Genomic DNA, 23,294 nt, shown 5'->3' on the forward strand with positions numbered 1-23,294 from the left:
GCTTGCGGTTTACCCCGTGCCCCGTGCAACAGTGAAGCCGATGTGGACCGCGCCCTACGTGTTGCTCGATGATGCCCGTGCGGCAGGAGCCCCGGCGCGATTGTACCGCGACCCGGTTCGGATCGTCCGGGCCGATACGATTCCCGATGTCCGCCCCGCGCTCGACGCGCTCCGGGATGCCCGTGCGACCGGGCTGCACGCCGCCGGATACCTTACCTACGAGGCGGGCGCGGCGTTCGCCTCGAAGCCGCTCGACGTCCGCGGCGAAGGCCCGTTGTTGTGGTTCGGCCTGTTCGCCGAGTACCAGACGATCGCGCCCGAAGACGTTGCCGCCTTGCTCCCCGACCCCGCGGGGGTGTGGACCGGTGCGCCACGACCGCTGATCGACCGGGAGACCTACGACACGCGCCTTGCGCGGGTGCTCGGCCTGATCGCCGCGGGCGACATCTATCAGGCCAACCTGACCTTCGCCGCCACCGTACCGTTCGTCGGCGACCCCCTCGCGCTCTACGCCCGGCTGCGGCGCCAGGCGGGGGCGGGCTATGGCGCGCTGATCGACACCGGCGAGACACGCTTCCTGTCGCTCTCCCCCGAACTCTTCTTCGGGCTCGACGGCGCCACGCTCACCTGCCGCCCGATGAAGGGCACCGCGCCGCGAGGCGAGACGCCCGACGCCGACCGCGCAATCGCTGAAGACCTCGCGTCGGACCCGAAGCAGCGCGCCGAAAACCTGATGATCGTCGACCTGATGCGCAACGACTTGTCGCGCGTCGCAACCCACGTCGCCGTCCCCGATCTGTTCACCGTCGAGACGTATCCGACCGTCCACCAGATGACCTCGACCGTCACCGCGACGCTCAAGCCCCATTGCGACGCGGTCGACGCGCTCGCCGCGCTGTTCCCGTGCGGCTCGATCACCGGCGCGCCGAAACAACGCGCGATGGAGGTCATCGCCGAGGTCGAGCAGGCGCGCACCCGCGGCATCTACACCGGCGCGATCGGTCGCCTCGACGCGAACGGCGATGCGATCTTCAACGTGGCGATCCGCACGATCGCGATCGAGGACGGCGCGGCGACGATGAGTCTCGGTTCGGGCATCGTCGCGGACAGCGTCGGCGACGCGGAATGGGACGAATGCCACGCCAAGGGCGCGTTCGTCACTGCCGGCCAGCGCCGCTTCGACCTCATAGAGACGATGGCGTTCGATCCCGACGACGGCTTGGCCCGCCTCGAAGCGCATCTCGCGCGAATGAAGGCGAGCGCCGAAGCCCTTGGCTTCACCTTCGACCGGCACACCGCGCGCAACGAGCTCCAGGCAGCGACGTTCCGGTTGCGTGGGCCTCGGCGAGTCCGCCTGCTGCTCAGCCCGTCCGGCGCGATCGCGATCGAAGCGGCGCCGCTCCCACAATCGCCAGCGCAAGCGAGCGTCGCGATCGTGCCGCTGCCAGTGCCCGCCACCGACTTCCGCCTGTGCCACAAGACGAGTGCACGCGGCTTCTACGACGAAGCGCGCAAGGCGGCTGGCACGTTCGAAGTCGTGTTCGAGGATGCCGACGGGTTCCTGACCGAAGGCAGCTTCACGTCGCTGTTCGTGCCGCGCGGCGGGGGCCTCGTGACGCCGCCGCTACGGCGCAGCCAGTTTTCGGGCCTGTTGCCGGGCATACTCCGCGCCGAGCTGCTCGAATCGGGTCAGGCGACCGAAGCGCCTGTCACCCGTGCCGACCTCGCAGGTGGGTTCTATGTCGGAAATGCGGTTCGTGGGCTGATTCCGGCCATCGTTGCGGTTGCGAAATCGGGCAGCCACGGCGTATAGCCCGCGCGATTTCCGCGGCGACGTTCGCGGACAACCGCAAAGGTTACACCATGCACGCATCCGCCGCGCTCGGCCGCATCAGCCCCTCGCCGACGCTCGCGATCACGTCGCGCGTTCTCGAACTGAAGCGCGCAGGCGTCGACGTGATCGGCCTCGGTGCGGGTGAACCCGATTTCGACACGCCGGACTTCGTGAAAGAGGCCGCGATCCAGGCGATCCGCGACGGCAAGACCAAATACACCAACGTCGACGGCACGATCGAGCTGAAGCAGGCGATCGTCGCCAAGTTCGCGCGCGACAACGGCCTCACCTACACCACCGACCAGATCAGCGTGAACGTCGGCGGCAAGCACACCTTGTTCAACGCGATGGTCGCGACGATCGATCCGGGCGACGAGGTCGTCATCCCTGCGCCCTATTGGGTCAGCTATCCCGACGTCGTCCAGTTCGCGGGCGGCGTGCCCGTCATCGTCAAGGCGGGCCCTGAGGTCGGCTACAAGCTCGATCCCGCCGCGCTCGACGCGGCGATCACGCCGAAGACCAAGTGGGTGATCCTCAACTCGCCGTCGAACCCGACCGGCGCCGGCTACACGATCGACGAGCTGAAGGCGCTCGGCGCGGTGCTGGCCAGGCATCCGCATGTGTGGATCTTCGCGGACGATATGTACGAGCACATCGTCTATGACGGTTTCAAGTTCGCGACGATCGCGGAAGCCTGCCCCGAGCTGTTCGAGCGCACGCTGACCGTCAACGGCTGTTCGAAGGCCTATGCGATGACCGGCTGGCGGATCGGGTATGCGGGCGGCGCGGCGTGGCTGATCAAGGCGATGGCCAAGCTCCAGTCGCAGTCGACCTCGAACCCGTGCTCGATCGCGCAGGCGGCGGCGGTGGCGGCGCTGAACGGCGACCAGTCGTTCCTCGCCAAGCGCAACACGGCGTTCCAGGGGCGCCGCGACCTGGTCGTGTCGATGCTCAACGAGATCGACGGCATGCACTGCCCGACGCCGGAGGGGGCGTTCTACGTCTACCCCTCGTTCGCCGAGCTGATCGGCAAGACGACGCCGAACGGCCGCCTGATCGACACCGACGAGGCGATGGTCGGCTATCTCCTCGACGACGCCAAGGTGGCTGTCGTGCAGGGCGCCGCGTTCGGCCTCTCGCCGGCGTTCCGGATTAGCTATGCGACGTCCGACGCGTTGCTGCGCGAGGCTTGCACGCGGATCCAGACGGCGTGCGCCGCGCTGAAATAACGCCGGCAACATCCGGGACACGCGGCGACATTCTCCGGCAACCCTGCCGGGGCATGCCTGCTGTACGATGAACGCATCGGCCACGGCGCGTTAATCGAGAGTTTCTAAAAACGACATTGTGGTTAGCCGGCATCTCTACGACATGCCGGTACGTAGCTGACGCTGACCTATCCGGTTGGCGCCATCATCTGGTTTCATTGGGATCGCATCATGCGCAGTATCGTAAAGTCGAGTTTCTTCTGGCAGTTCAGCGGCGGTTTCGTCCTTGGCGCCATCGGCTTACTGGCCCTGCAGCCCGCGGAGGCGCGTCAGACCTTCGCCAGTCATTTCGAGCACACCGTCTCCGCCCCCGCGCGATAACCGCGACGACGGCTTGGCGAAGTAGAGTGGCAACCCCATGTATCTACACATGAAAAAGCCGATCCTCGCCACGCTCGTTGCCCTCGGTATCGCCGGTGCATTCATGTCCACCGGCACCGCGCAGGGCGCCCGCGCCGTCGTCATCCCTCCCGTCAAGACCGACCTTCCCGCATCACCGGGTCTCCAGACCGCGGTACTGGCGGGCGGCTGTTTCTGGACGATGGAAGCCGTGTTCGAGCATGTGAAGGGCGTGAAGGCCGTCACGGCGGGCTATGCCGGCGGCACCAAGGCGACGGCGACCTACGATCAGGTTTCCGCCGAGACCACAAAGCATGCCGAGGCGATCAAGATCGCCTACGACCCCCGCGTCGTGAGCTACGGCACGCTGCTCCGCGTGTATTTTTCGATTGCGCATGATCCGACGACGTTGAACCGCCAGGGCCCGGACAGCGGCACCAGCTATCGTTCGGCGATCTTCCCTCAGTCGCCGTCACAGGCGCAAGTGGCACGTGCGTATATCGCGCAACTCGGTGCCACGCGTGCGTTTTCCGGACCGATCGTGACGAAGCTGGAGACCGGCGCCTTCTATCCGGCCGAGGCGTACCACCAGAATTTCTTCGATCGCAATCCGACGCATCCGTACATCGTGATGTGGGACAAACCGAAACTCGCCGCGTTCCGCGCGGCCTTCCCGACGATTTCTAGCTGAGGGCGACCTTCTCCGGATTGCCACCACCCCGGCGAAGGCCGGGGCCCAATTGGAAAGGTCAAAGTAACGGCGGACGAACCTCCGTTATACGCCGCCCGCAATTGGACCCCGGCCTCCGCCGGGGTGGTGGTTTACCAACTTGCGCGGCGACAAACGTCAGGCTGCAACCGGAAACCGCAGCATCCGGTCCGCCACCGGCACCATAGCCTCCGCGCCAACCCCCACCGCCCGGACGATCTCCGGATGGTCTACGTCCAGCCCGCCGGTCAGCGACCCGAACGCCGGCAAGATCAGCTTCGTCGTGGTCGCCACGAAACACCGGCGCGCCACCTGTTTCCCCCGCACGCGCAACCGAAGCTTGGGATGGAAATGCCCTGACAGTTCCGGCCGCGTCTCCGCCCGGTCCGCCTCGTGCCGCAGCACAAGCCCGTCGACGACGGCCTCGTCCACGACCTCTCCACCGCACCGATCGAGGATTGCCGGATCGTGATTGCCCGTGATCCACGTCCAGCGCGTGCCGTCAGTCATTGCCCGCAGCATGTCCTGCGCCCGTTTGGGCAATCGCTCGCACCCGTCGCTGTCGTGGAAGCTGTCGCCGAGACACCAGACTTCGCGCGCCCCGGTCGCCGCGACGAGCGCGGTGAGATCGGCCAATGTCGCGATCGAATCATAGGGTGGCAGCATCTGGCCACGCTTGGCAAACCAGCTCGCTTTCTCGAAATGCAGGTCGGCGACCAGCAGGGCGCGCCGCTCCGGCCAGAACAGCGCGCCTTGCGCCAACGCCAGAAGCGCATGTCCGCCGAACGAAAAGGGAACCATCCGCCCGCCATGCCGCCCCCGCCGCGCCGAATCAAGCGGCCATCCGCCAAGACCGCCGGGACTTGCACATGCCTGCAATCGGCGTAAAGCGCGCCGTCCCTCCAAGAGGAGCGCGTCTCGCGCCATGTCGTCGGTAGCCGGAACACCCCAAACTGCCGCAGTGCCCGAAACGCTTGCTGATTCGGGCGCCAACCTGTCGGCGGCGCACCTGCACCCGCATCCGGCGCTGGCTGCACTTACCGTGGGCGCGATCGGCGTGGTGTTCGGCGATATCGGCACCAGCCCGCTCTACGCGTTCCGCGAGGCGCTGGGCCAGACGACCGCCGGCGGCATCGATCCGAGCGAAATTCTAGGCGTCCTGAGCCTCGCGCTGTGGTCGCTGTTCCTCGTCGTCACCGTCAAATACGTCATCTTCCTGATGCGCGCCGACAACCAGGGCGAAGGCGGCGTGCTGGCGCTGGCAGCGCTTGCCCGCCGTGCGCTTGGGATGCGCTCTAAGATCGCGATCGTGCTCGGCGCAGCGGGGGCTTCGCTGTTCTACGGCGATGCGATCATCACGCCCGCGCTGTCGGTACTGTCCGCGATGGAGGGGCTGCGGACGATCCCGAGCGCGGCGCATATCTTCAACGAGGGCGTCGTCCGTGCGCTGACGATCGTTATCCTGATCGCGCTGTTCATGATCCAGGCGCGCGGCACGGCGCAGGTGTCCAAGCTGTTCGGCCCGGTCTGCATTCTGTGGTTCGTGGCGATCGGCGCGCTGGGCATCTGGCACATCGCCGACGAACCCTCGATCGTCCGCGTGTTCCTGCCGACGTACGGCGTCTCGTTTCTCGCCACGCACGGCGTCACCGGGCTGTTCGTGCTGGGCGCTGTCTTCCTGACGGTCACCGGCGCGGAAGCGCTGACCGCGGATATGGGCCATTTCGGCAAGCTGCCGATCCGCATCGGCTGGTTCTTCCTCGTTTTCCCCGCACTCGCGCTCAACTATCTGGGGCAGGGGGCGTTCGCGCTTTCCAAGCTCGAGGATGCGGCGCGCCAGGGCATCCCGTTCGTGAACCAGGACTGGTTCTTCCTGATGGCGCCCGAACCGTTGCGCCCCGCGCTGATCATCTTGGCTGGGTTCGCGACCGTCATCGCCAGCCAGGCGGTCATCACCGGCGCATTCAGCCTGACGCAGCAGGCGATTCAGCTCGGCCTGCTCCCCCGCCTGCGCATCCGCCAGACGTCCGCCGTGTTCGCCGGGCAGATCTACCTGCCTGCGATCAACTGGCTGTTGCTAATCGGCGTGCTGGTGCTGGTGATCCAGTTCAAGACGTCGTCGGCGATGGCGGCCGCCTACGGCATCGCGGTGACCGGCACGATGGTGGTCACTACGTTGCTGGCCTACATCGTCGTCCGTCACCGCTGGAACTGGTCGCGCCCGTTCGCACTGGCGGCGATCCTGCCGTTCCTGACGCTCGACCTGATCTTCTTCGGCGCGAACATCCTGCGCGTGATCGAAGGGGGCTGGGTGCCGCTGGTCATCGCCGCGTCGATCGGGCTGATCATCTTCACCTGGGTGCGCGGCAAGAAGATCGTCAGCGCGTTCGAAAAGCGCCAGAGCATCCCGCTGAGCGATCTCGCCTCGGCGCTGGAGAAGCGGCCGCCGGAGCGAGTGTCGGGGACCGCGGTGTTCCTGACCGCCAACCCGCACGCGACGCCCGGCGCGCTGCTGCACAACCTCAAGCACAACAAGGTGCTCCACGAGCGCAACCTGATCTGTAGCATCCGCACCGCGGATCGGCCGTTCGTCGAGGAATCGCAGCGCGCCAAGGTCGAGCGTGTCGACGAGAATTTCTCGATCGTCGTGCTGACCTACGGCTTCATGGAATCGCCCGATGTCCCGCGTGATCTCGGCGTCGGCAACAAGACCGAGCAGCTTGGACTGGACCCGATGCGGACCTCGTTCTTCATCGGCCGCAACACGCTGAAGCCCGATGCGGAAAAGGGAATGCCGCCGTGGCAGGACCGGATCTTTCTGTTCCTGCAGCGCAACGCGAGCGACCCGACCGACTTCCTGAAGATCCCACCGGGCAAGGTGCTTGAGCTAGGCGAACAGGTCACGGTGTAACCAACCTCCCTCGCCCCTCCGGGGAGAGTGAAGGGGCCCGCGGCGCTTGCCGTGGGAAGGGAGAGGGCGTTGGGACGCACGTCGCGAGCCTCACGCCCCTCTCCCTTCCGTCGCCTTTGGCTCCTCCCTCCCTCTCCCCGATGGGGAGAGGGATGTGAGAGGTCACCCCGCGAACGCCTTCACCAGGTCGAACAGGTAATCCCGGCCATCATACAACGATGCCACCCGGATGCGTTCGTTGAGGCCGTGCATGCCGCCCATGTCCTTGTCGATGAACATTCCCGGCGCGCCGTAGACCGGGATGCCGATCGCCTCGAAGAAGATCCCGTCGGTCGCGCCGGTCGACATCAGCGGCAGGATCGGAATGCCGGGGAAGTGCTTCGCCGCGACCTTCGTCACCGGACCCATGATCTTGGGATCCAGCGTCGGCGGGATCGCGGTCGGTCGCACTGGCTGGTTCGCCGTCACGGTCACCTTCGCCCCCGCCAGCTCCTTCAGCTTGGCGAGCGTGCCCTCCACCGTCTCCCCCGGAAAGATCCTGCAGTTGATGTTCGCGGTCGCGCGCTGCGGCAAGGCGTTCTCGGCATGGCCCGCGTTCAGCATCGTCGCCACGCAGGTCGTCCGCAGCGTCGAATGCATCGCCTTGTCGCGGCTGACGATCGCATCCGCCGCCTTGTCTTCGGGGTTGGCGAGCAGCCGCGTGATCGCGCTGCCCATCTCGCCCGGCATCGCCTTGGCGCTCGCCGCAAAGAACGCTTTGGTCGTGTCGGTGAACTTCACCGGAAACTCGTATCCCTGCACGGCCGTCACCGCATCAGCGAGTTCGTAGATCGCGTTGGCAGGGATCGGCTGCGAGCTGTGCCCGCCCGGATTGGTCGCCAGGAACGTGTAGTTCTGCGCGGCTTTCTCGCCGACCTGGATCGCCAGCAACTGGCGCTTGCCATTGTCGTCGAGCCGCCCGCCGCCGCCCTCGTTCAGCGCGAACTCGGCCGCGATCAGGTCGGGCTTCGCCTTCGCCAGATACTGCGCGCCGTTCCACGCGAAGGTCGTCTCCTCGCCGCAGGTCAGCGCGAGCTTGATCGTCCGCTTCGGCGTGTACCCGCCGGTCTTGAAGCGGATCATCGCGTCGGACCAGATCGCCGCCTGCGCCTTGTCGTCGACGGTGCCGCGCGCGTAATAATAGCCGCCTTCCTCGATCAGCTTGAACGGATCGCGCACCCAATCCTCGCGCTTCGCCTCGACCACGTCGAGATGCGCGAGCAGCAGCATCGGCTTGAGCGACGCGTCCGATCCCTTCAGCACCGCGACGAGCCCGCCGTCCTTCGGATGCTCGGGCACCGAGAAATAGGTAATGTCGGCATCGGCATAGCCCGCCGTCTTCAGCCGCGCGCCGATCTGCGCCGCCGCCTGCGTACAACTGCCGGCGGAGAGCGTCGTGTTGGTCTCGACCAGTTCCTTGTAGAGCCCGTGGAACGCCTTCTGGTCGGGTCGGGACTGCGCCTGTACCGAGAGTGGTGTCGTCAGAATCGCCGCCGTGAGTAACCAGCCAGTCGCGCGCATCGTCGTCCCCCTTGTTGCCTCGGGAAGAGTTGCAGCGAACGCACGGTTGCGCAACCTCAGCGGCCCGCCTTGCCGCGACGGCGTGCATCGCGCGGCAAGGTCAGCCGCACCTCGCGATTGGCGAAGTCGATGTCGACGCGGCGAAACAACTGCAGCACGTCCATCCCGAGCAACATCGCGGGGCGCGCGGCCAAGCCGAACTGGCGGAACGGCGGCGCGTCGATCGTGGTGAACGCGACGGGTAGGTCGCCGAGTGTCAGGCTGCCGATCGTGACGCGGTCGATCGTCGTGTAGTCGGCGACGATCGTTTCGCCGGTGACGCCGGTCAACGACACGGGCTGCGACGTCGCTGCGCTGCCCAACCCCTTCCGCGTCACCTTCCGGCGAAGCGCGCCATTGGCCATGCTGACCGAGGTGCCGGTATCGAGGATCACGCGAATGCGGATGCCGTTGCAATAAGCGTCGGTGACGACGAGCTGGCCGAACAAGCTGCGCGCACGGATGACGATCTCGTCGGGACCTGCGCGGTCGCGCTTCAGACGTTTGCGTGAAGGGGTGACGGTCATCGTCTTGGTGTCGAAGTCGATCGTCACGGCGTGATCCTGCAGCGTGTCGATCCCGAGCAGCCCGCGTGCCCCCAGGTTGATCGCGCTGATCGCGGGCGCCTCGATCGCCTTGCTGCCGATCACGCTCACTTTCAGCGAGGGGATCATGACGGTACCGATGCTGTTCGATCCGGTCATGCCGGTCACGCGGACGATCCGACCGGGCGCAAGGCCGAGCGTGGCGGCAAGCTCGCGCGCGATCACGGTACGCTGCGCGCCGGTATCGACGATGAAGGGGAAGGGGCCTGCGCCGGCGATCGTGACCGGCACGGTCATGCGGGTCTTGTCGTCACCGAACAGGAGCGTGGCGGGGTCGGGCTCTGTTGCAGATGCTGCGCTCGGCAGGGGTGCAGCATTGGGGCGTGGCGGGGCGGCGTCCTGAGCGCTGGCTTGGGCGGCGATGACTAGCAGTAGAGGGGCCAGCCACTCGTACATGCTGCAAATGCTGCGCCTGATTTCGCGCGGGAGCAACTGTCGTTGTTAGTGAAGAACGCCCCCGCCCAAACGCAACCACCCCGGCGAAGGCCGGGGCCCAATTGGGGGACGTTGCTAATGGAGGGCAGCGCTTCGTTACGGCCACCTTTCCAATTGGGCCCCGGCCTTCGCCGGGGTGGTGAATTTTGGAATTCCGTAGTGATCGGATGCCGTCGACTTCAGGTTGCTCAATCCGGCCGCATCGCATCCGCGATCATCGCCTCCGCCTCGATCAGCAACGCATCGTCCGAACTGTTCGTCGAGATCTTCTCCCGCCCGATCAGCGTCAGCACCGGCACCGCCAGTGGCGTCACCCGCTCCAGATCGACATGCACCATTGTCGCCGCCGCCCGGTCGAGCAACGACGCGAGCCGCCCCACGTCGGTCATCCGCGCGCGCGCATCCGCCCACGCTGCCTCCAGCAACAGGTGCGTCGGCTCGTACTTGCGCAGCACGTCATAGATCAGGTCGGTCGAGAACGTGACCTGCTTGCCGGTCTTGCGCTTGCCGGGATGTTGCCGCTCGACCAGCCCGCCGATCACCGCGACCTCACGGAACGCGCGCTTCAACAGATGCGATTGCTGCACCCATTCGACGAACTCGTGTTCGAGGATATCCGCCGAGAACAGTGCGGCTGGATCGGTGATCTTCTCCAACCCGTACACCGCCAGCGCATAGTCGTTCGCGACGAAGCCGAGCGGTTTCAGCCCCTGCGTCTCCATCCGCCGCGTGATCAGCATGCCGAGCGACTGGTGCGCGTTCCACCCCTCGAAACTATACGCGACCATGTAATGCCGCCCCTCGCGCGGGAACGTCTCGACCAGCAACTGGCCAGGTTCGGGCATCACGGATCGATACGCCTGCATCTCCAGCCATTCGCGGACGTCGTCGGGAAAGCGCGCCCACTCGCCCGGATGCGCCAGAAACCCGCGGACGCGGTCGGCGAGGTTGGTCGACAGTGGCATCCGGCTGCCGCCATAGGTCGGGATCCGCGCAGGCTTCGACGTCGCACGCACCACCAGATCCTCGAGGTCGATCTTCATCACCTCTAAGCTCAACCCGGCGAAGAAGAACGTATCGCCGTGGCTCAGCTGCGCGGCGAATGCCTCCTCGACGCGGCCGAGCACGCGGCCATTGCCGAACCGCACGTTGAGCATCGTCGCCTCGACGATGATGCCTGCATTCAGCCGATGCTGGCCGATGAACTTCGGGTGGCTCACCCGCCACGTCCCATCCGCGTCCTTGGTCAGCCGCTTGAACCGGTCATACGCCTTCAGCGAATAGCCGCCGTCGCTGATGAAATGCAGCACGCGTTCGAACGTCACGGTCGGCAGCGCGGAATAGGGGAGCGAGGAGCGAATCTCGTCGAGCAGGTCGGCCTCGCGGAACGGCGCCGCGCACGCACATGCCATTACATGCTGCGCGAGCACGTCGAGCGCTCCGACGCGGAAGATGTCCGAATCGAGTTCGCCTACCTCGACCGCGTCGAGCGCTGCGCGCGCCTCGAGATATTCGAAGCGATTGCCCGGCACGATGGTCGCCTCGGACGATTCATCGAGCCGGTGGTTGGCGCGGCCGATCCGCTGCAACAGCCGCGACGATCCTTTCGGCGCGCCCATCTGGATTACGCAATCGACATTGCCCCAGTCGACCCCCAGGTCGAGGCTCGACGTCGCGACCAGCGCGCGCAGTTTCCCCTCGGCCATCGCGTTCTCGACTTTCCGGCGCGCCTCCTTCGCCAAGCTCCCGTGATGGACGCCGATGGGCAAGTTGTTCGCGTTCACCTTCCACAGATCCTGGAAGATCAGCTCGGCGAGGCTGCGCGTGTTGCAGAACACGATCGAGGTCTCGTGCGCCTCGATCTCGGCCATCACCTGCGCGGCGGCGTAGCGGCCCGAATGGCCCGACCACGGCACGCGCCCCTCGGGCAGCAGGATCGCGATGTTGGGGTCCGCGCCGGGCTCGCCGCGGACCATCGCGACCTGGTCGATATCGCCGTCGGGCGCGAGCCACGCGCGATAGCCGTCCGCGTCCGCTACCGTTGCCGACAAGGCGACGCGGCGCATCCCCGGCGAAATCTTCTGGAGCCGCGCCATGCACAGCGACAACAGGTCGCCGCGCTTGCCGGTCGCAAACGCATGCACCTCGTCGACGACGATCGTGCGGAGGTTCTCGAACATCGTGATGCTGTCGGGGTAGCTCAGTAGCAAGGACAGCGATTCAGGAGTCGTCAGCAGGATCTGCGGCGGCTTGATCCTTTGCCGCGCCTTGCGGTCGGACGGGGTGTCGCCGGTGCGGGTCTCGACGCGGATGTCGACGCCCATCTCGTCGATCGGCGTCAGCAGGTTGCGCTGCACGTCGACCGCGAGCGCTTTCAACGGCGAGACGTAAAGCGTGTGCAGGCCGTTTGTGGGCGCCTCGATCAGTTCGGCAAGCGTCGGCAGGAACCCAGCAAGCGTCTTCCCCGCGCCGGTCGCCGCCACCAGCAGCGCATGATGCCCCGCACGCCCCTCGGCCAGCATCTCCAGTTGATGCCGCCGCGGTCGCCAACCCCGCGTGGCAAACCAGTTTTCCAACGGGGAGGGGAGGTCGCTCACGGCCTGTTCACGCATCGTCGTCATATGGGGGCGCCGCACCGCACCGCTATGGATCGTGTGCGGAACGACCGCCACTTTGGCCAAAGCTCTGTTGTGAAAGACCATTGGTGTCGCTTTTTCGTTATCTCCTACCCCTGCCGTTGCTCGCACTCCTGCCCTTCGCCAATGCCACTGCCGCCAACAAGTCGTTCGTCGGCGGCGGCGGTATCGTCCGACTGTCCTATGCCTCAAGCCTGACGCCGACGCGCAACTTTGCGGGTCGTGCACTGATGAACCGCGGCTGGCGACAGATGTGGGACGCCGCGCCGGTCGGGCGCGGCGTCGGCATCGTCCGCTTCTGGGAAGTCGCCCGGCCGACCGACGGGCAGGGGCAGGTGACCGAACTGGTCCAGGTCGGTTTCAGCCGCAGCGCAGGCGTGGTCGCGACCTGCGGCACCGCGGGCATGGTCTCGGGGAGTGCCAAGCGCCTGCCGAACCGGATGCTCGGCGGCCATCGCTGGACCGTCTACACCAACGGCGATGCCGGCATGAGCCAGCAGGTAAGCGCGACCAACTTCCGCAGCGTCATAAACGGCGCCTGCTACGCGATCGACCGCGTCACGTACGCGGTGAAGGCGGGTGCCCCCGCCAGCCGCAACGCACCGCCCCAGGCGGTCGCGGCGGCGCGGATGGATGCGATCCTAGCAACGATCAAGGTCGGCGGGCGGCGGTAACTGATCCTCCCCCGCCAGGGGGAGGTGGCTGGCGCTTGCCAGACGGAGGGGGCGGCACGCGAAACCTCGGTCCCGTGCCCCCCCTCCGTCCCCCCCTGGCGAGGGAGGATCGTTTGGCAGCGAGACGGCTCCACGACGGCAATGCCGCCTCAATTCAGGCTCGTCTCGAACAGGGGGCGCGCCCACCAACACCCCGTCACCCCGGACTCGTTCCGGGGTCCACCGTTCCGCGATCTCACCCCTCTCGATTCCGCGGAACCGTGGATGCCGGAACCAGTCCGGCATGACGAAGACATCGGTCACGGCACTACGCCCGCGCAGAGTGTCACGGCACCGCATCCCAGGGTCACGCGTTACTCACACCATGGCAAAACTCGGCGACTGGCTCGAACCGCACCCGCACGGCATCCTCGTCAAGCCGATCGACGCGTGGATCGATCCGTCGATCCCGACTGCCAAGGCGCTCGTCACCCACGGACACGCCGATCACGCGCGCGGTGGCCACAAAGCCGTCTGGGCCACGCCCGAAACGCTCGCGATCATGGATGCGCGCTACGGTCCGCAAGCCGGCAATCCGGTCGCTTACGGCGAGACGATTCGGATGGGCGAGGTCGACATCGGCTTCGTCCCCGCCGGCCATGTGCTCGGCTCCGCGCAGATCGTGCTCGATTACCGCGGCGAACGGATCGTCGTTTCAGGTGATTACAAACGCCGCGCGGACCCGACCTGCACGCCGTTCGAGCCCGTCAAATGCGACGTCTTCATCACCGAGGCGACCTTCGGCCTGCCGGTCTTCCGCCATCCCGACACCGGCGACGAGATCGACAAGCTGATCGCTGCCTTGCACGGCAATCCCGACCGCTGCGTCGTCGTCGGCGCCTACGCGCTCGGCAAGGCGCAGCGCGTGATCGCCGAACTACGCGAGCGCGGCCATGAGGCCCCGATCTACATCCACGGCGCGCTCCAGCGACTGTGCGACCTGTATGCCGAGCACGGCGTGCGGCTCGGCGAACTGCTCCCGGTCGCCGACGCGAAGAAGGCGGACATGGCGGGTCATGTCGTGATATGCCCGCCGGGCGCGCTCAACGATCGCTGGTCACGGCGTCTGCCCGATCCGATCACTGCGATGGCGAGCGGCTGGATGCGCGTGCGCGGCCGGGCACGCCAGAAGAACGTCGAACTGCCGCTGATCCTCAGCGATCACGCCGACTGGGACGAACTTATCGCCACGTTGACGGAAATCGCGCCTCGGGAGGTGTGGGTCACGCACGGCCGCGAGGACGCACTGGTCCACTGGTGCATGACCCGCCAGATCAAGGCGCGTGCGCTCGCTCTTGTCGGGTTCGAAGACGAGGACGACTGATCCGCGCGCGCGGCTCAAGCGCCTTCGAGCGTCCGCGCCCGGCGGCGCTGGACCGAACTCCCGATCCCCAGCGCCTCGCGGTACTTCGCGACCGTGCGTCGCGCGATGTCGAAGCCCTTGGCGTTGAGCAGGTCGACCAGCGTGTCGTCCGACAGGATCTTGGCGCCCTCGGTATCGATCAGCGCGCGGATCGCAGACTTCACTGCCTGTGCCGACACCGCCTCGCCGCCGTCCGCCGACTGGATCGCGCTCGTGAAGAAGTATTTCAGTTCGTACAGCCCGCGCGCGCACGAGACGTATTTGTTGCTCGTCACGCGGCTGACGGTCGATTCGTGCATCTCGATCGCGTCCGCCACCTGGCGCAACGTCAGCGGGCGGAGATGCGCGACGCCTTTCAGGAAGAACGCCTCCTGCTGTTTCACGATCTCGGTCGCGACCTTGATGATCGTCCGCTGGCGCTGGTCGAGCGCCTTCACCAGCCAGTTCGCGCTGGCGAGGCAGTCCGACAGCCACGCCTTCGACGCCTTGTCCTGCTGCCCGCCCGACAATTCGGTGTAATAGCTGCGGTTGACCAGCACCCGAGGCAGGGTAGTCGCGTTGATCTCGATCGCCCAGCCCGCCTTGGTGCGCGCAACGAACAGGTCGGGCGTCACCGATTGCGCGGGTTCGCCACCATACCGGCACCCCGGCTTCGGATCATAGCCGCGCAGTTCGCGGATCATGTCGGCCATATCCTCGTCGTCGACGTCGCACATGCGTTTGAGCCGCGAGAGTTCGCCCCGCGCCAGCAGGTCGAGATTGTCGATCAGCCGCGCCATGCACGGATCGTAGCGGTCCGCCTCCTTCGCCTGCAACGCGAGGCATTCCGCAAGATCGCGCGCGCCGACTCCGGTCGGGTCGAAGGTCTGGATGGTCGCCAGCACACGCTCGACGCGGATCAGCGGCACGCCAAGCCGGCTGGCGATGTCGAGCAACGACACGGTCAGGTATCCCGCCTCGTCGATCTGGTCGATCAGGTGCGCGGCGATGAACGCGTCGTCGTATGGAATTGCCGGCCCGGCCTGAGCGAGCAGATGATCGGCTAGGCTGAGACTGGTATTGGCGAAGGCGTCGAGATCGGGACCGTCCTCGCCACCCGCGCCCCCCGCACTCGCGCCGGTCATCGAGAGAGCGCCGTCCATACCGCTGCCGCCGTCAGCGACGCTGTCCTGCTGGTGGCTTTCGGTGGCGTAGTCGACGTCGAGTGCGGGTTCGTCGCCTCCGCCGGCACCCGCCACGAGGTCGTCGGCGGCGACGCGTTCGTCGCGCACCTCCGGAACGGGCTCGCGGTCGGGCGCGTCGCTGTCCTCGGCGGCGCTGGCTTCGAGCAGCGGGTTGCGCTCGACTTCCTCGGCGATGAACCCCTCAATCTCCAGGTTCGACAGCGCCAGCAGCTTGATCGCCTGCTGCAGCTGCGGCGTCATTACCAGCGACTGCGACTGGCGGATGTCCAGACGAGGAGCGAGGCTCATGACACCCCGTCCGTTCGTGCTGAGCGACGTCGAGGCAACGGCTCGCGAGGCTGCCCTTCGACTTCGCTCAGGGCGAACGGAGGAAGGGGTATGCCCATACGCTTAGAGCGAGAAGCCCTCGCCGAGATACAGGCGGCGGACGTTGGCATCGGCGACCAGTTCCGTCGGAGAGCCGGAGAACAGCACCCGCCCGTCATAGATTATGTAGGCGCGGTCGACGATCTCGAGCGTCTCGCGGACGTTGTGGTCGGTGATCAGCACGCCGATATCGCGGCGCTTGAGGTCCTTCACCAGATCGCGGATGTCGGCGATCGAGATCGGATCGATGCCGGCGAACGGCTCGTCGAGCAGCATGATCGACGGATCGGCCGCGAGCGCCCGCGCGATTTCCGCGCGCCGCCGCTCGCCGCCCGACAGCGCCATCGCCGGCGCCGCGCGGAGCCGGGTGAGGCCAAATTCCTCAAGAAGCGTATCGAGCTTCCGCTCGCGTGCCGCCTTGTCCGGCTCGGACAGTTCGAGCACTGTCAGTATGTTCTTCTCTATCGTCAGCCCGCGAAAAATCGACGTTTCCTGCGGCAGATAGCCAAGGCCGAGGATCGCGCGCCGGTACATTGGCAGCTTCGTGATGTCCTCGCCGTCGAGCATGATGCGGCCCGAATCGGGCTTCACCAATCCCATCACCGAATAGAAGCACGTCGTCTTGCCTGCGCCGTTCGGCCCGAGCAGGCCAACGACTTCGCCGCGACCGACCGATACCGACACGTCGGTCAGCACGACGCGTTTGTCATATGATTTGGCGATCGAGACGACCTGCAGCCCGTTGCTCACCGGCGGCTCGGAAATCGGCTCTACGTCCTCGATCGGGGGCAGCGTGGTGGCGTCCATGGGATCAAGCCTCGCAAAGATTGGTTGCCGAACGCTTTACGCAGTCGCGGGTTGGCAGGAAACATGCATGACGTCGGCGTAAGGGGAAAGCCCCCGAGGGGAAAGCCCTCGCCGCCGCGCTATGCCGGTTGCGGTCAGTTGCGCTTCGGAACGGAGAACGTACCGCTCACCCGGCCGCCCGACTGAGTCACGGTGCCGCCGCCGTTGGTCGCACCGCTGCTCCCGCCGACCGAAGACCCGTCGATCACCGCACGCCCGGTATCCAGGTTCATCGTCAGTCGTCCGCCATTGACGGTATTGCCGCCCTGATTGAGCGTCACCGCACCCAGCATCGTGATCACGCGCTTGTTGAGGTCGTAGATCGCATACTGGCTCTTGGCGGTCTGATCGGGCCGCTTCACCGTCACGCCGCCCGACGCGTCGAGCCGCGAGACCTGAGGGTTTCCGCCGATAACCTGGCCCGTATACGCGACCGTCATCCGCGACGAATTGAGCGTCATTTCCGCCTGCTTGACGGCGACGTTGCCCGACAGCACGGCGCGGTTCGCCTTGTCCTGCAATTCGATATGGTCCGCGCTGAAATTGATCGGAGCATTCGAATTGTGCGGCTGTTGCGCGACCGCCATCGTCGGAAGCGCCGTCGAGAGCAACGTCGAAAGGATCAGGGCGGACATCCCGAAGAGGATCTGGCCGGCAGGTTTTGGGGTAGCGCGCATGATAGCTATTTCGGCCCTCTGGGGATGATCCGCAAGCGGGCATTGCCATCCAGCGTCACGGTGCGCTCCTCCAGGTTCGCGCGCAGCTTGTTTGCGCTGAACGTCCCCTGTTGGACGGTGCCGGTCGCGGCACCACCGCTCTCTAGCGTTCGCGCCTTCATGTCGATCGTCGCATTGGTGGTCTTCAGGTCATAGCCACCCGCCGCGGTTGCGTTCAGCGGCCCGAACAGCTGCACCTTCTCGGTGTCCATGTCGTAGCGACCGGTGTTCGCCTTTATGTTTGCAGGGCCGTCCGTCAGCTGGATCTGCGCGGCGAGCTGGTTGAGCTGAACGATCGGTTCGGCCGAGCTTTTCTGGATCGCCGACTTCGCGTCGAGCGTGAACGCCTGCCCCTTGGCATCCTCGCCGCGATAGCGTGCCGCCTGGATCTTCATCCGCTCCTGCGCGACGTCGACCTTGTTCTTGTCGAGCAGGAACGACACGTCGCCCCCCGCCGTCAACGGTGCCATGACGAGAAACGCCGCCAGCACGCCGATCGCGGTCGGCAGCCCGACGCGGGCGATCGCCACGAAACGATCGTGGCTGCCACCGGGCGCGGCCCAGTCCTGCCGCGCGGTGCGCGCACGGCGAGCCGTCGGGGAGGGCGGCGCCATTTGGGTCATGCGTGCGCGAAGATGTCGATCTCGGGCCAGCCGGCAAGATCGAGTGCGGCGCGAGCAGGCAGGAAGTCGAAGCACGCCTGCGCGAGCTCCATACGGCCTTCGCGGATCAGGCGCTTGTCGAGTTCGGCGCGCAACCGGTGGAGGAAACGCACGTCGGACGCGGCATAATCCTTTTGCGCGTCGGACAATTCGGGGCTGCCCCAGTCGGACGATTGCTGCTGCTTCGAGATATCCTGGCCGAGCAGTTCGCGGACCAGTTCCTTCAGGCCGTGGCGATCGGTGTAGGTCCGCACCAGCCGCGACGCGATCTTCGTGCAATAGACGGGCGCCGCGATCACGCCGAGATAATGCTGGACCGCGGCGATATCGAATCGGCCGAAGTGATACAGCTTCACCCGTGCCGGATCGGCCAGCAACGCCTTTAGATTGGGCGCGTCATAGCCCGCACCGGCGGCAAACCGGACGAGATGCTCGTCGGGGCCGCCATCCGACAGCTGGACCAGGCACAGCCGGTCGCGCGGGGTGATAAGCCCCATCGTCTCGGTATCGACGGCGATCGCGGCACCGGCCGCGAACAGATCGGCGGGGATGTCGCCTTCGTGGAGATGAACTGTCATTGCGTGGCCGTAGCGGTCCGCGCCTGAACGCTCAATGGCTCTATCGTCATGGCCATCGCGAATCGGGCGATAAGATGGCTCGCGAGGGTCTCCTGCGACGAGGCGTGGCTGGCAAGCGACACCTGCGTCATTATCGAACCGAATAGACCGCTCGCAGATCAGAATCTATTCGCGACGGCTTGTATTTTGCGCTACGGGTGTTCTCAAGGCGCAAAAGGTTTCGCGCTGGAAAACCTGCGTTCGTCGTCCGGCACAAGGGTTTTTGAGAAATTTGCGGGCGAACCGGGAAGACGAACAGAGCTTATGGGTTTCGATAAAGGTGGCCGCGGGAACCGTGGCGGGCGTGGCCGCGACAAGCGCGACAGCTTCGGCGGCGGCGATAACGAGTTCGGCGGCGGCAGCAGCTTCGGTGGCGGCGGCGACCGGTTCGGCGGCGGCGGCGGTGGCAGCAGCTATGGCGGCGGCGGTGGCTCGAGCTACGGCGGCGGCGGTGGCAGCAGCTACGGCGGCGGCAGCAGCTTCGGTGGCGGCAGCGGCGGCGGCGGTGGTGGTTACCGCGGCGGCGGCGGCGGCGGCGGCTTCTCGGGCGGCGGCGGTGGTGGCGGCGCTGGTCGCGGCATGCCTCCCCAGGTCGTCGGCGAAGGCACGGGCGTCGTAAAGTTCTTCAACGCGCAGAAGGGCTTCGGCTTCGTCGTTCGCGATGACGGCGGCGAGGACGTGTTCGTTCACATCAGCGCAGTCGAGCAGGCTGGCATGGTCGCACTCGCCGAGGGTCAGCCGCTCGGCTTCACGCTCGTCGATCGCGGCGGCCGTATCTCGGCAACCGATCTGAAGATCGACGGCGAGCCGATGGCCGTCACCGATCGCGGTCCGCCGCGTGACCGTGATGCCGGCCCGGGCGCACCACGTGGTGGCGATCGCGATCGTGATGGTGGTGCGGGTGGCGCACAGCGTCAGCTCACCGGCGAGAAGGCGACCGGTACGGTCAAGTTCTTCAACGCGATGAAGGGCTTCGGCTTCATCCAGCGCGACGACGGACAGCCTGACGCATTCGTCCACATCTCGGCCGTAGAGCGCGCTGGCATGTCGACGCTGAACGAGGGTGACAAGCTCGAGTTCGAGCTCGAGGTGGATCGTCGCGGCAAGTACGCAGCGGTGAACCTGAGCGCAGGCGGCTGATTCAGCTGACCGATCCCACCATGTTTGGTAGGATGACGATTATGGCCGGTCTCGCTTTGGCGGGGCCGGCCGTTCTCGTTTCATCATCTTTCTCGTCGGCCGCGCCCGCCCAGGCACAAGCGGCTGCGACTCCGGAAGCGCGCGTCCCGGTGCTGTCGGCGACGATCGTCGCACGCTATCCGCATGATCGGACCGCCTTCACCGAAGGCCTGCTCTGGCACGACGGTGCGCTGTACGAGAGCACGGGGCAGGAGCGGCAATCCGACGTCCGCCGCGTGTCTCTCAAGGACGGCAAGGTGCTCGCCAAGGCGCGAATCGATCCGGCGCAGTTCGGCGAAGGCCTGGCGCTCTGGAAGGATCAGCTCGTCAGCCTCACCTGGCATGACGGCATCGCGCACCGCTGGGACGTCCGCACGCTGAAACCCAAGGGCGAGAACCGCTACACGGGCGAAGGTTGGGGCCTTACCAGCGACGGCGTGTCGTTTCTACAGTCCGACGGCAGCCCCGACATTATCTTCCGTGATCCCCTGACCATGAAAGAGCGCCGTCGCGTCTCGGTGACGATCGATGGTCGACCGGTGCGCGAGATCAACGAACTCGAATATGTCCACGGCACGCTGCTCGCGAACGTCTGGCACACGGGCTTCCTGGTCCGCATCGATCCCAAGACCGGCAAGGTTAGTGCGGTGATCGACCTCCGCCCGCTGGTCGCCGAGGTCGCCGCGACCGATCCAGAGGCGGTGCTCAACGGCATCGCCTGGGACGCGAAGGCGGACCGACTGTTCGTGACCGGCAAATACTGGCCCACGCTGTTCGAGATCAGGATCGCCCCCGCGCCGCGGTGAGCGGGCGGCGTATTCCGGCTTCCGGTGCCGCCGCGCGGATCGCCGCCAGGACGTGCGCCAGCAGCCCGTCCGCATCGTGGCGGATGTTGTGGCCGCCCGGCATGCCAATTTTGCGCCCGTTCGCGATCGTCAGCAGCGGGCACAGGCTGTCGGTTTCCTCCACGCCGTAGATGCACGTCACGGGCGCCCAGGTCAGTCTGTTGCCGGTCGTCGCGCCCATGTCGTCCGGCGTCGTATGATCGTAGAGCAGCCCGGACGGATCGGCCCGGTAGAAGACGGTGTCGCCCGGCAGGATCAGCACGATCGCCGCCACGCGCTGGCGCAGGTCCGTCGGCAGGTTGGCCAGTCCGGTCTGGACGATGTCCGCGCCGTACGACTGCCCCATCACGACGATCCGCCGAGCGCCGGTCCTCGCCAATGCCGTCCGCACGCCGTCTGCGACGATCGAATCCAGTTCGGCGCGGGTTCGGTGGTGCCCGAACAATGCCGGCGTCGTGACCCCGACGACCGGGATGCCGTGCTCGGTCAGCCCGCGCGAGGTCGACGCGCCGAGCAGGAACCGCAGCCCCATGTCGCCCGAAAAGTTCACCACCGCGATCGGTGGCGCGCCCGACGCCCGTACGCCGATCGCCGGATACACATGCACCGGATCGCGATCGAAATATCCTGCAAGATACACGAACAGGACGACGATGGCCGAAAGTATCCCGGTGACCCAGGCCCCGCGACGCCAGCGTCGGGACGCACTGCGCGAATGCTTGTATATCGTCACGAGGGTGTCCTGCGCGTATTGGAAAGCGACGCGATAGCGCGGTCCACCGCTTGATTCCACGCCGCGCGGATTACGTGATCATTCGTTTGAGCGTCTCGATCCGGTCCGCCTCGGCGGCGGGCTTGTCCGTCCGAATCCGGGCGATCCGCGGAAAGCGCATCGCCACGCCGGACTTGTGGCGCTTCGAATCGTGGAGCGAATCGAACGCGATCTCCAGCACCAACGTCTTCTCGACCTCGCGCACTGGGCCGAACCGCTTCTGCGTGTGGTTGCGGACGAAGCTGTCGAGCATCTTCAGCTCTTCATCGGTAATCCCAGAATACGCCTTGCCGACCGGGAGCAGTTCGCCCTCCTCGGTCCAGCAGCCGAAGGTGTAGTCCGAATAATAGGACGAGCGCCGTCCCGAGCCGCGCTGCGCGTACATCATGACGCAATCGGCGGTCAGCGGATCGCGCTTCCACTTGTACCAGAGCCCCGCACGGCGCCCCCCGACATACGGCGAATCGCGACGCTTGAGCATCACGCCTTCGATCGCCGCATCGCGCGAGGTCGCGCGGATGGCCTCCAGCGCGGTGAAGTCATCGGCCTGGATCACCGCGCTCAGGTCGAACCGCTCGGTGTCGAGCTGCGGCACGAACGCCTCCAGTCGCGCGCGTCGGTCGGTCCAAGGCAGCGCACGCAGATCCTCCTCGCCGTCGATCAGCAGATCGTAAAGCCGGACGAAGGCCGGATAATCGGCGAGCATCTTGGCCGACACGGTCTTGCGGCCAAGTCGCTGTTGTAGCGCATTGAAGCTCGCCGCCCCGCCGCCGTCCTCCAACGTACCACCCTGATGCTCGCCCTTCACCAGCAACTCGCCGTCGACCGTGCCCGGCGTCCGAAACGCGGCTGCGATTTCCGGGAAGCTGCCCGTCACGTCGTCGCCGGTCCGACTGTAGAGTCGCGTTTCGCCGGCCACATGGACGATCTGGACACGGATGCCGTCCCATTTCCACTCGGCGGCATACTCGACAAGGTCGACGCGCAGGTCCTCCAGGCCGTGTGCGAGCATGAACGGTCGAAACACGGGCACGTCGGCCGGCGTTGGCTGTTCGCCGGTCCCTTCCGCCCAGGCGAACAGGCTCGGATAGGGCGCGTCGAGCCCATGCCAGACCTCTTCGACGGCATCGACATCGAGCCCGAACGCATCGGCGAGCGCGGTCTTCGCCAGCCGCGCCGACACGCCGATCCGCAGCGCCCCCGTTGCCATCTTGAGCAGCGCGAACCGTTCCTCCGCATCGGACCGGTCGAGCATGTCGGCCAGCGCGGCAGGGGCATCGGCGCGTGACAGGGCGGCGAGCCTTTCTACGACATCGGTGATCGACAGCGGCGTCGGGTCGACCGGCGTGACCGGCTCGGGCCACAGCAAAGCGACCGTCTCCGCAGTGTCGCCGACATAATCGCGGCTCATCCTGAACAGCACCGGATCGACCCGCGCCTCGATCAATCCGCGGATCACCGCCGATTTCACGCCGCGCAGATCGAGATCGCCGGTCAGCGCCGCCATCGCCCAGCCGCGATCGGGATCGGGCGTCGCGCGCAGGTAATCGGCGATCAGCTTCAGCTTGGCATTACGCGACCGGGTATAGGTGAGCGAGTCGAGCAGGGCGGCGAAAGCATGCATCATCGTTCAACGCGCCTGCTGCCCGAACGGATGCAGATGCGAAACGACCGCCGCCGGACGATCCGACGACG

Annotated in this window: 20 protein-coding genes; 9 read left to right on the top strand and 11 right to left on the bottom strand. The window is 66.3% G+C overall.

Going from position 1 to position 23,294, the window contains the following annotated elements; all coding sequences use genetic code 11:
• The first annotated feature begins 40 nt into the window (after positions 1-40).
• The 4 genes from pabB to msrA all read left to right on the top strand — a co-directional run bounded on the left by pabB (position 41) and on the right by msrA (position 4,132).
• Complete coding sequence (gene pabB, locus U1707_RS12565; RefSeq protein ID WP_332800506.1) at positions 41-1,813, top strand: aminodeoxychorismate synthase component I; 1,773 nt, start codon at positions 41-43, stop codon at positions 1,811-1,813.
• 50 nt (positions 1,814-1,863) lie between these two features.
• The gene (locus tag U1707_RS12570; RefSeq protein ID WP_332800388.1) at positions 1,864-3,063 is read left to right on the top strand and encodes a pyridoxal phosphate-dependent aminotransferase; all 1,200 of its coding nucleotides are present in this window, start codon (positions 1,864-1,866) and stop codon (positions 3,061-3,063) included.
• Positions 3,064-3,273: 210 nt separating this feature from the next.
• Complete coding sequence (locus tag U1707_RS12575; protein ID WP_332800389.1) at positions 3,274-3,423, top strand: hypothetical protein; 150 nt, start codon at positions 3,274-3,276, stop codon at positions 3,421-3,423.
• A gap of 49 nt (positions 3,424-3,472) precedes the next feature.
• On the top strand, positions 3,473-4,132 hold the full coding sequence (msrA, locus tag U1707_RS12580; RefSeq protein ID WP_332800390.1) for a peptide-methionine (S)-S-oxide reductase MsrA: 660 nt from the start codon (positions 3,473-3,475) through the stop codon (positions 4,130-4,132).
• A 156-nt stretch (positions 4,133-4,288) separates the two neighbouring features.
• Here the strand turns inward: msrA and pdeM are convergent, their stop codons facing one another.
• Positions 4,289-4,951 carry a ligase-associated DNA damage response endonuclease PdeM gene (pdeM, locus tag U1707_RS12585; protein ID WP_332800391.1) on the bottom strand — a complete coding sequence of 221 codons (663 nt, stop codon included), beginning with the start codon at positions 4,949-4,951 and terminating at the stop codon, positions 4,289-4,291.
• A 124-nt stretch (positions 4,952-5,075) separates the two neighbouring features.
• Here pdeM and U1707_RS12590 point away from each other — a divergent pair, with 124 nt between their 5' ends.
• A complete protein-coding gene (locus tag U1707_RS12590; protein WP_332800392.1) occupies positions 5,076-7,061 on the top strand; it encodes a potassium transporter Kup in 1,986 nt (661 codons plus the stop codon).
• Positions 7,062-7,223: 162 nt separating this feature from the next.
• On the opposite strand, the gene U1707_RS12595 is transcribed toward U1707_RS12590, so the two are convergent.
• The 3 genes from U1707_RS12595 to U1707_RS12605 all read right to left on the bottom strand — a co-directional run bounded on the left by U1707_RS12595 (position 7,224) and on the right by U1707_RS12605 (position 12,321).
• The gene (locus U1707_RS12595) at positions 7,224-8,621 is read right to left on the bottom strand and encodes a M20/M25/M40 family metallo-hydrolase (protein WP_332800393.1); all 1,398 of its coding nucleotides are present in this window, start codon (positions 8,619-8,621) and stop codon (positions 7,224-7,226) included.
• 56 nt (positions 8,622-8,677) lie between these two features.
• Positions 8,678-9,661 (bottom strand): aspartyl protease family protein, encoded by a 984-nt coding sequence (locus U1707_RS12600; RefSeq protein WP_332800394.1) that lies wholly within the window; start codon positions 9,659-9,661, stop codon positions 8,678-8,680.
• Positions 9,662-9,888: 227 nt separating this feature from the next.
• A complete protein-coding gene (locus U1707_RS12605) occupies positions 9,889-12,321 on the bottom strand; it encodes a ligase-associated DNA damage response DEXH box helicase (protein WP_332800395.1) in 2,433 nt (810 codons plus the stop codon).
• Positions 12,322-12,404: 83 nt separating this feature from the next.
• On the opposite strand from U1707_RS12605, the gene U1707_RS12610 reads away from it, so the two are divergent.
• Positions 12,405-13,010 carry a hypothetical protein gene (locus U1707_RS12610; RefSeq protein ID WP_332800396.1) on the top strand — a complete coding sequence of 202 codons (606 nt, stop codon included), beginning with the start codon at positions 12,405-12,407 and terminating at the stop codon, positions 13,008-13,010.
• Positions 13,011-13,374: 364 nt separating this feature from the next.
• Positions 13,375-14,373, top strand: a complete 999-nt coding sequence (locus tag U1707_RS12615) for a ligase-associated DNA damage response exonuclease (RefSeq protein WP_332800397.1) — start codon at positions 13,375-13,377, stop codon at positions 14,371-14,373.
• Between the two features lie 14 nt (positions 14,374-14,387).
• Here the strand turns inward: U1707_RS12615 and rpoN are convergent, their stop codons facing one another.
• From rpoN to U1707_RS12640, 5 genes are all read right to left on the bottom strand, one after another.
• Positions 14,388-15,884, bottom strand: a complete 1,497-nt coding sequence (rpoN, locus tag U1707_RS12620; protein WP_332800398.1) for an RNA polymerase factor sigma-54 — start codon at positions 15,882-15,884, stop codon at positions 14,388-14,390.
• A gap of 102 nt (positions 15,885-15,986) precedes the next feature.
• Complete coding sequence (lptB, locus tag U1707_RS12625) at positions 15,987-16,769, bottom strand: LPS export ABC transporter ATP-binding protein (RefSeq protein ID WP_332800399.1); 783 nt, start codon at positions 16,767-16,769, stop codon at positions 15,987-15,989.
• 134 nt (positions 16,770-16,903) lie between these two features.
• Positions 16,904-17,443 carry an LptA/OstA family protein gene (locus U1707_RS12630; protein ID WP_332800507.1) on the bottom strand — a complete coding sequence of 180 codons (540 nt, stop codon included), beginning with the start codon at positions 17,441-17,443 and terminating at the stop codon, positions 16,904-16,906.
• Positions 17,444-17,490: 47 nt separating this feature from the next.
• Positions 17,491-18,147, bottom strand: a complete 657-nt coding sequence (gene lptC, locus U1707_RS12635) for an LPS export ABC transporter periplasmic protein LptC (RefSeq protein WP_332800400.1) — start codon at positions 18,145-18,147, stop codon at positions 17,491-17,493.
• Positions 18,144-18,764 (bottom strand): ribonuclease D, encoded by a 621-nt coding sequence (locus U1707_RS12640; protein ID WP_332800401.1) that lies wholly within the window; start codon positions 18,762-18,764, stop codon positions 18,144-18,146. Before U1707_RS12640 ends, lptC begins: the two co-directional genes overlap by 4 nt.
• A gap of 303 nt (positions 18,765-19,067) precedes the next feature.
• On the opposite strand from U1707_RS12640, the gene U1707_RS12645 reads away from it, so the two are divergent.
• Entirely contained in the window at positions 19,068-19,943 is an 876-nt protein-coding gene (locus U1707_RS12645) for a cold-shock protein (protein WP_332800402.1), read from the top strand.
• 41 nt (positions 19,944-19,984) lie between these two features.
• Positions 19,985-20,788 (top strand): glutaminyl-peptide cyclotransferase, encoded by an 804-nt coding sequence (locus U1707_RS12650; protein WP_332800403.1) that lies wholly within the window; start codon positions 19,985-19,987, stop codon positions 20,786-20,788.
• Here U1707_RS12650 and U1707_RS12655 read toward each other — a convergent pair.
• Positions 20,763-21,560 carry an AcvB/VirJ family lysyl-phosphatidylglycerol hydrolase gene (locus U1707_RS12655; RefSeq protein ID WP_332800404.1) on the bottom strand — a complete coding sequence of 266 codons (798 nt, stop codon included), beginning with the start codon at positions 21,558-21,560 and terminating at the stop codon, positions 20,763-20,765. The two genes, U1707_RS12650 and U1707_RS12655, sit on opposite strands and share 26 nt — an antisense overlap.
• Positions 21,561-21,630: 70 nt before the next feature.
• A complete protein-coding gene (locus U1707_RS12660) occupies positions 21,631-23,223 on the bottom strand; it encodes a cisplatin damage response ATP-dependent DNA ligase (RefSeq protein WP_332800508.1) in 1,593 nt (530 codons plus the stop codon).
• Positions 23,224-23,294 lie beyond the last annotated feature (71 nt).

Source organism: Sphingomonas sandaracina (assembly GCF_036663695.1).
Taxonomy (GTDB): Bacteria; Pseudomonadota; Alphaproteobacteria; order Sphingomonadales; family Sphingomonadaceae; genus Sphingomonas.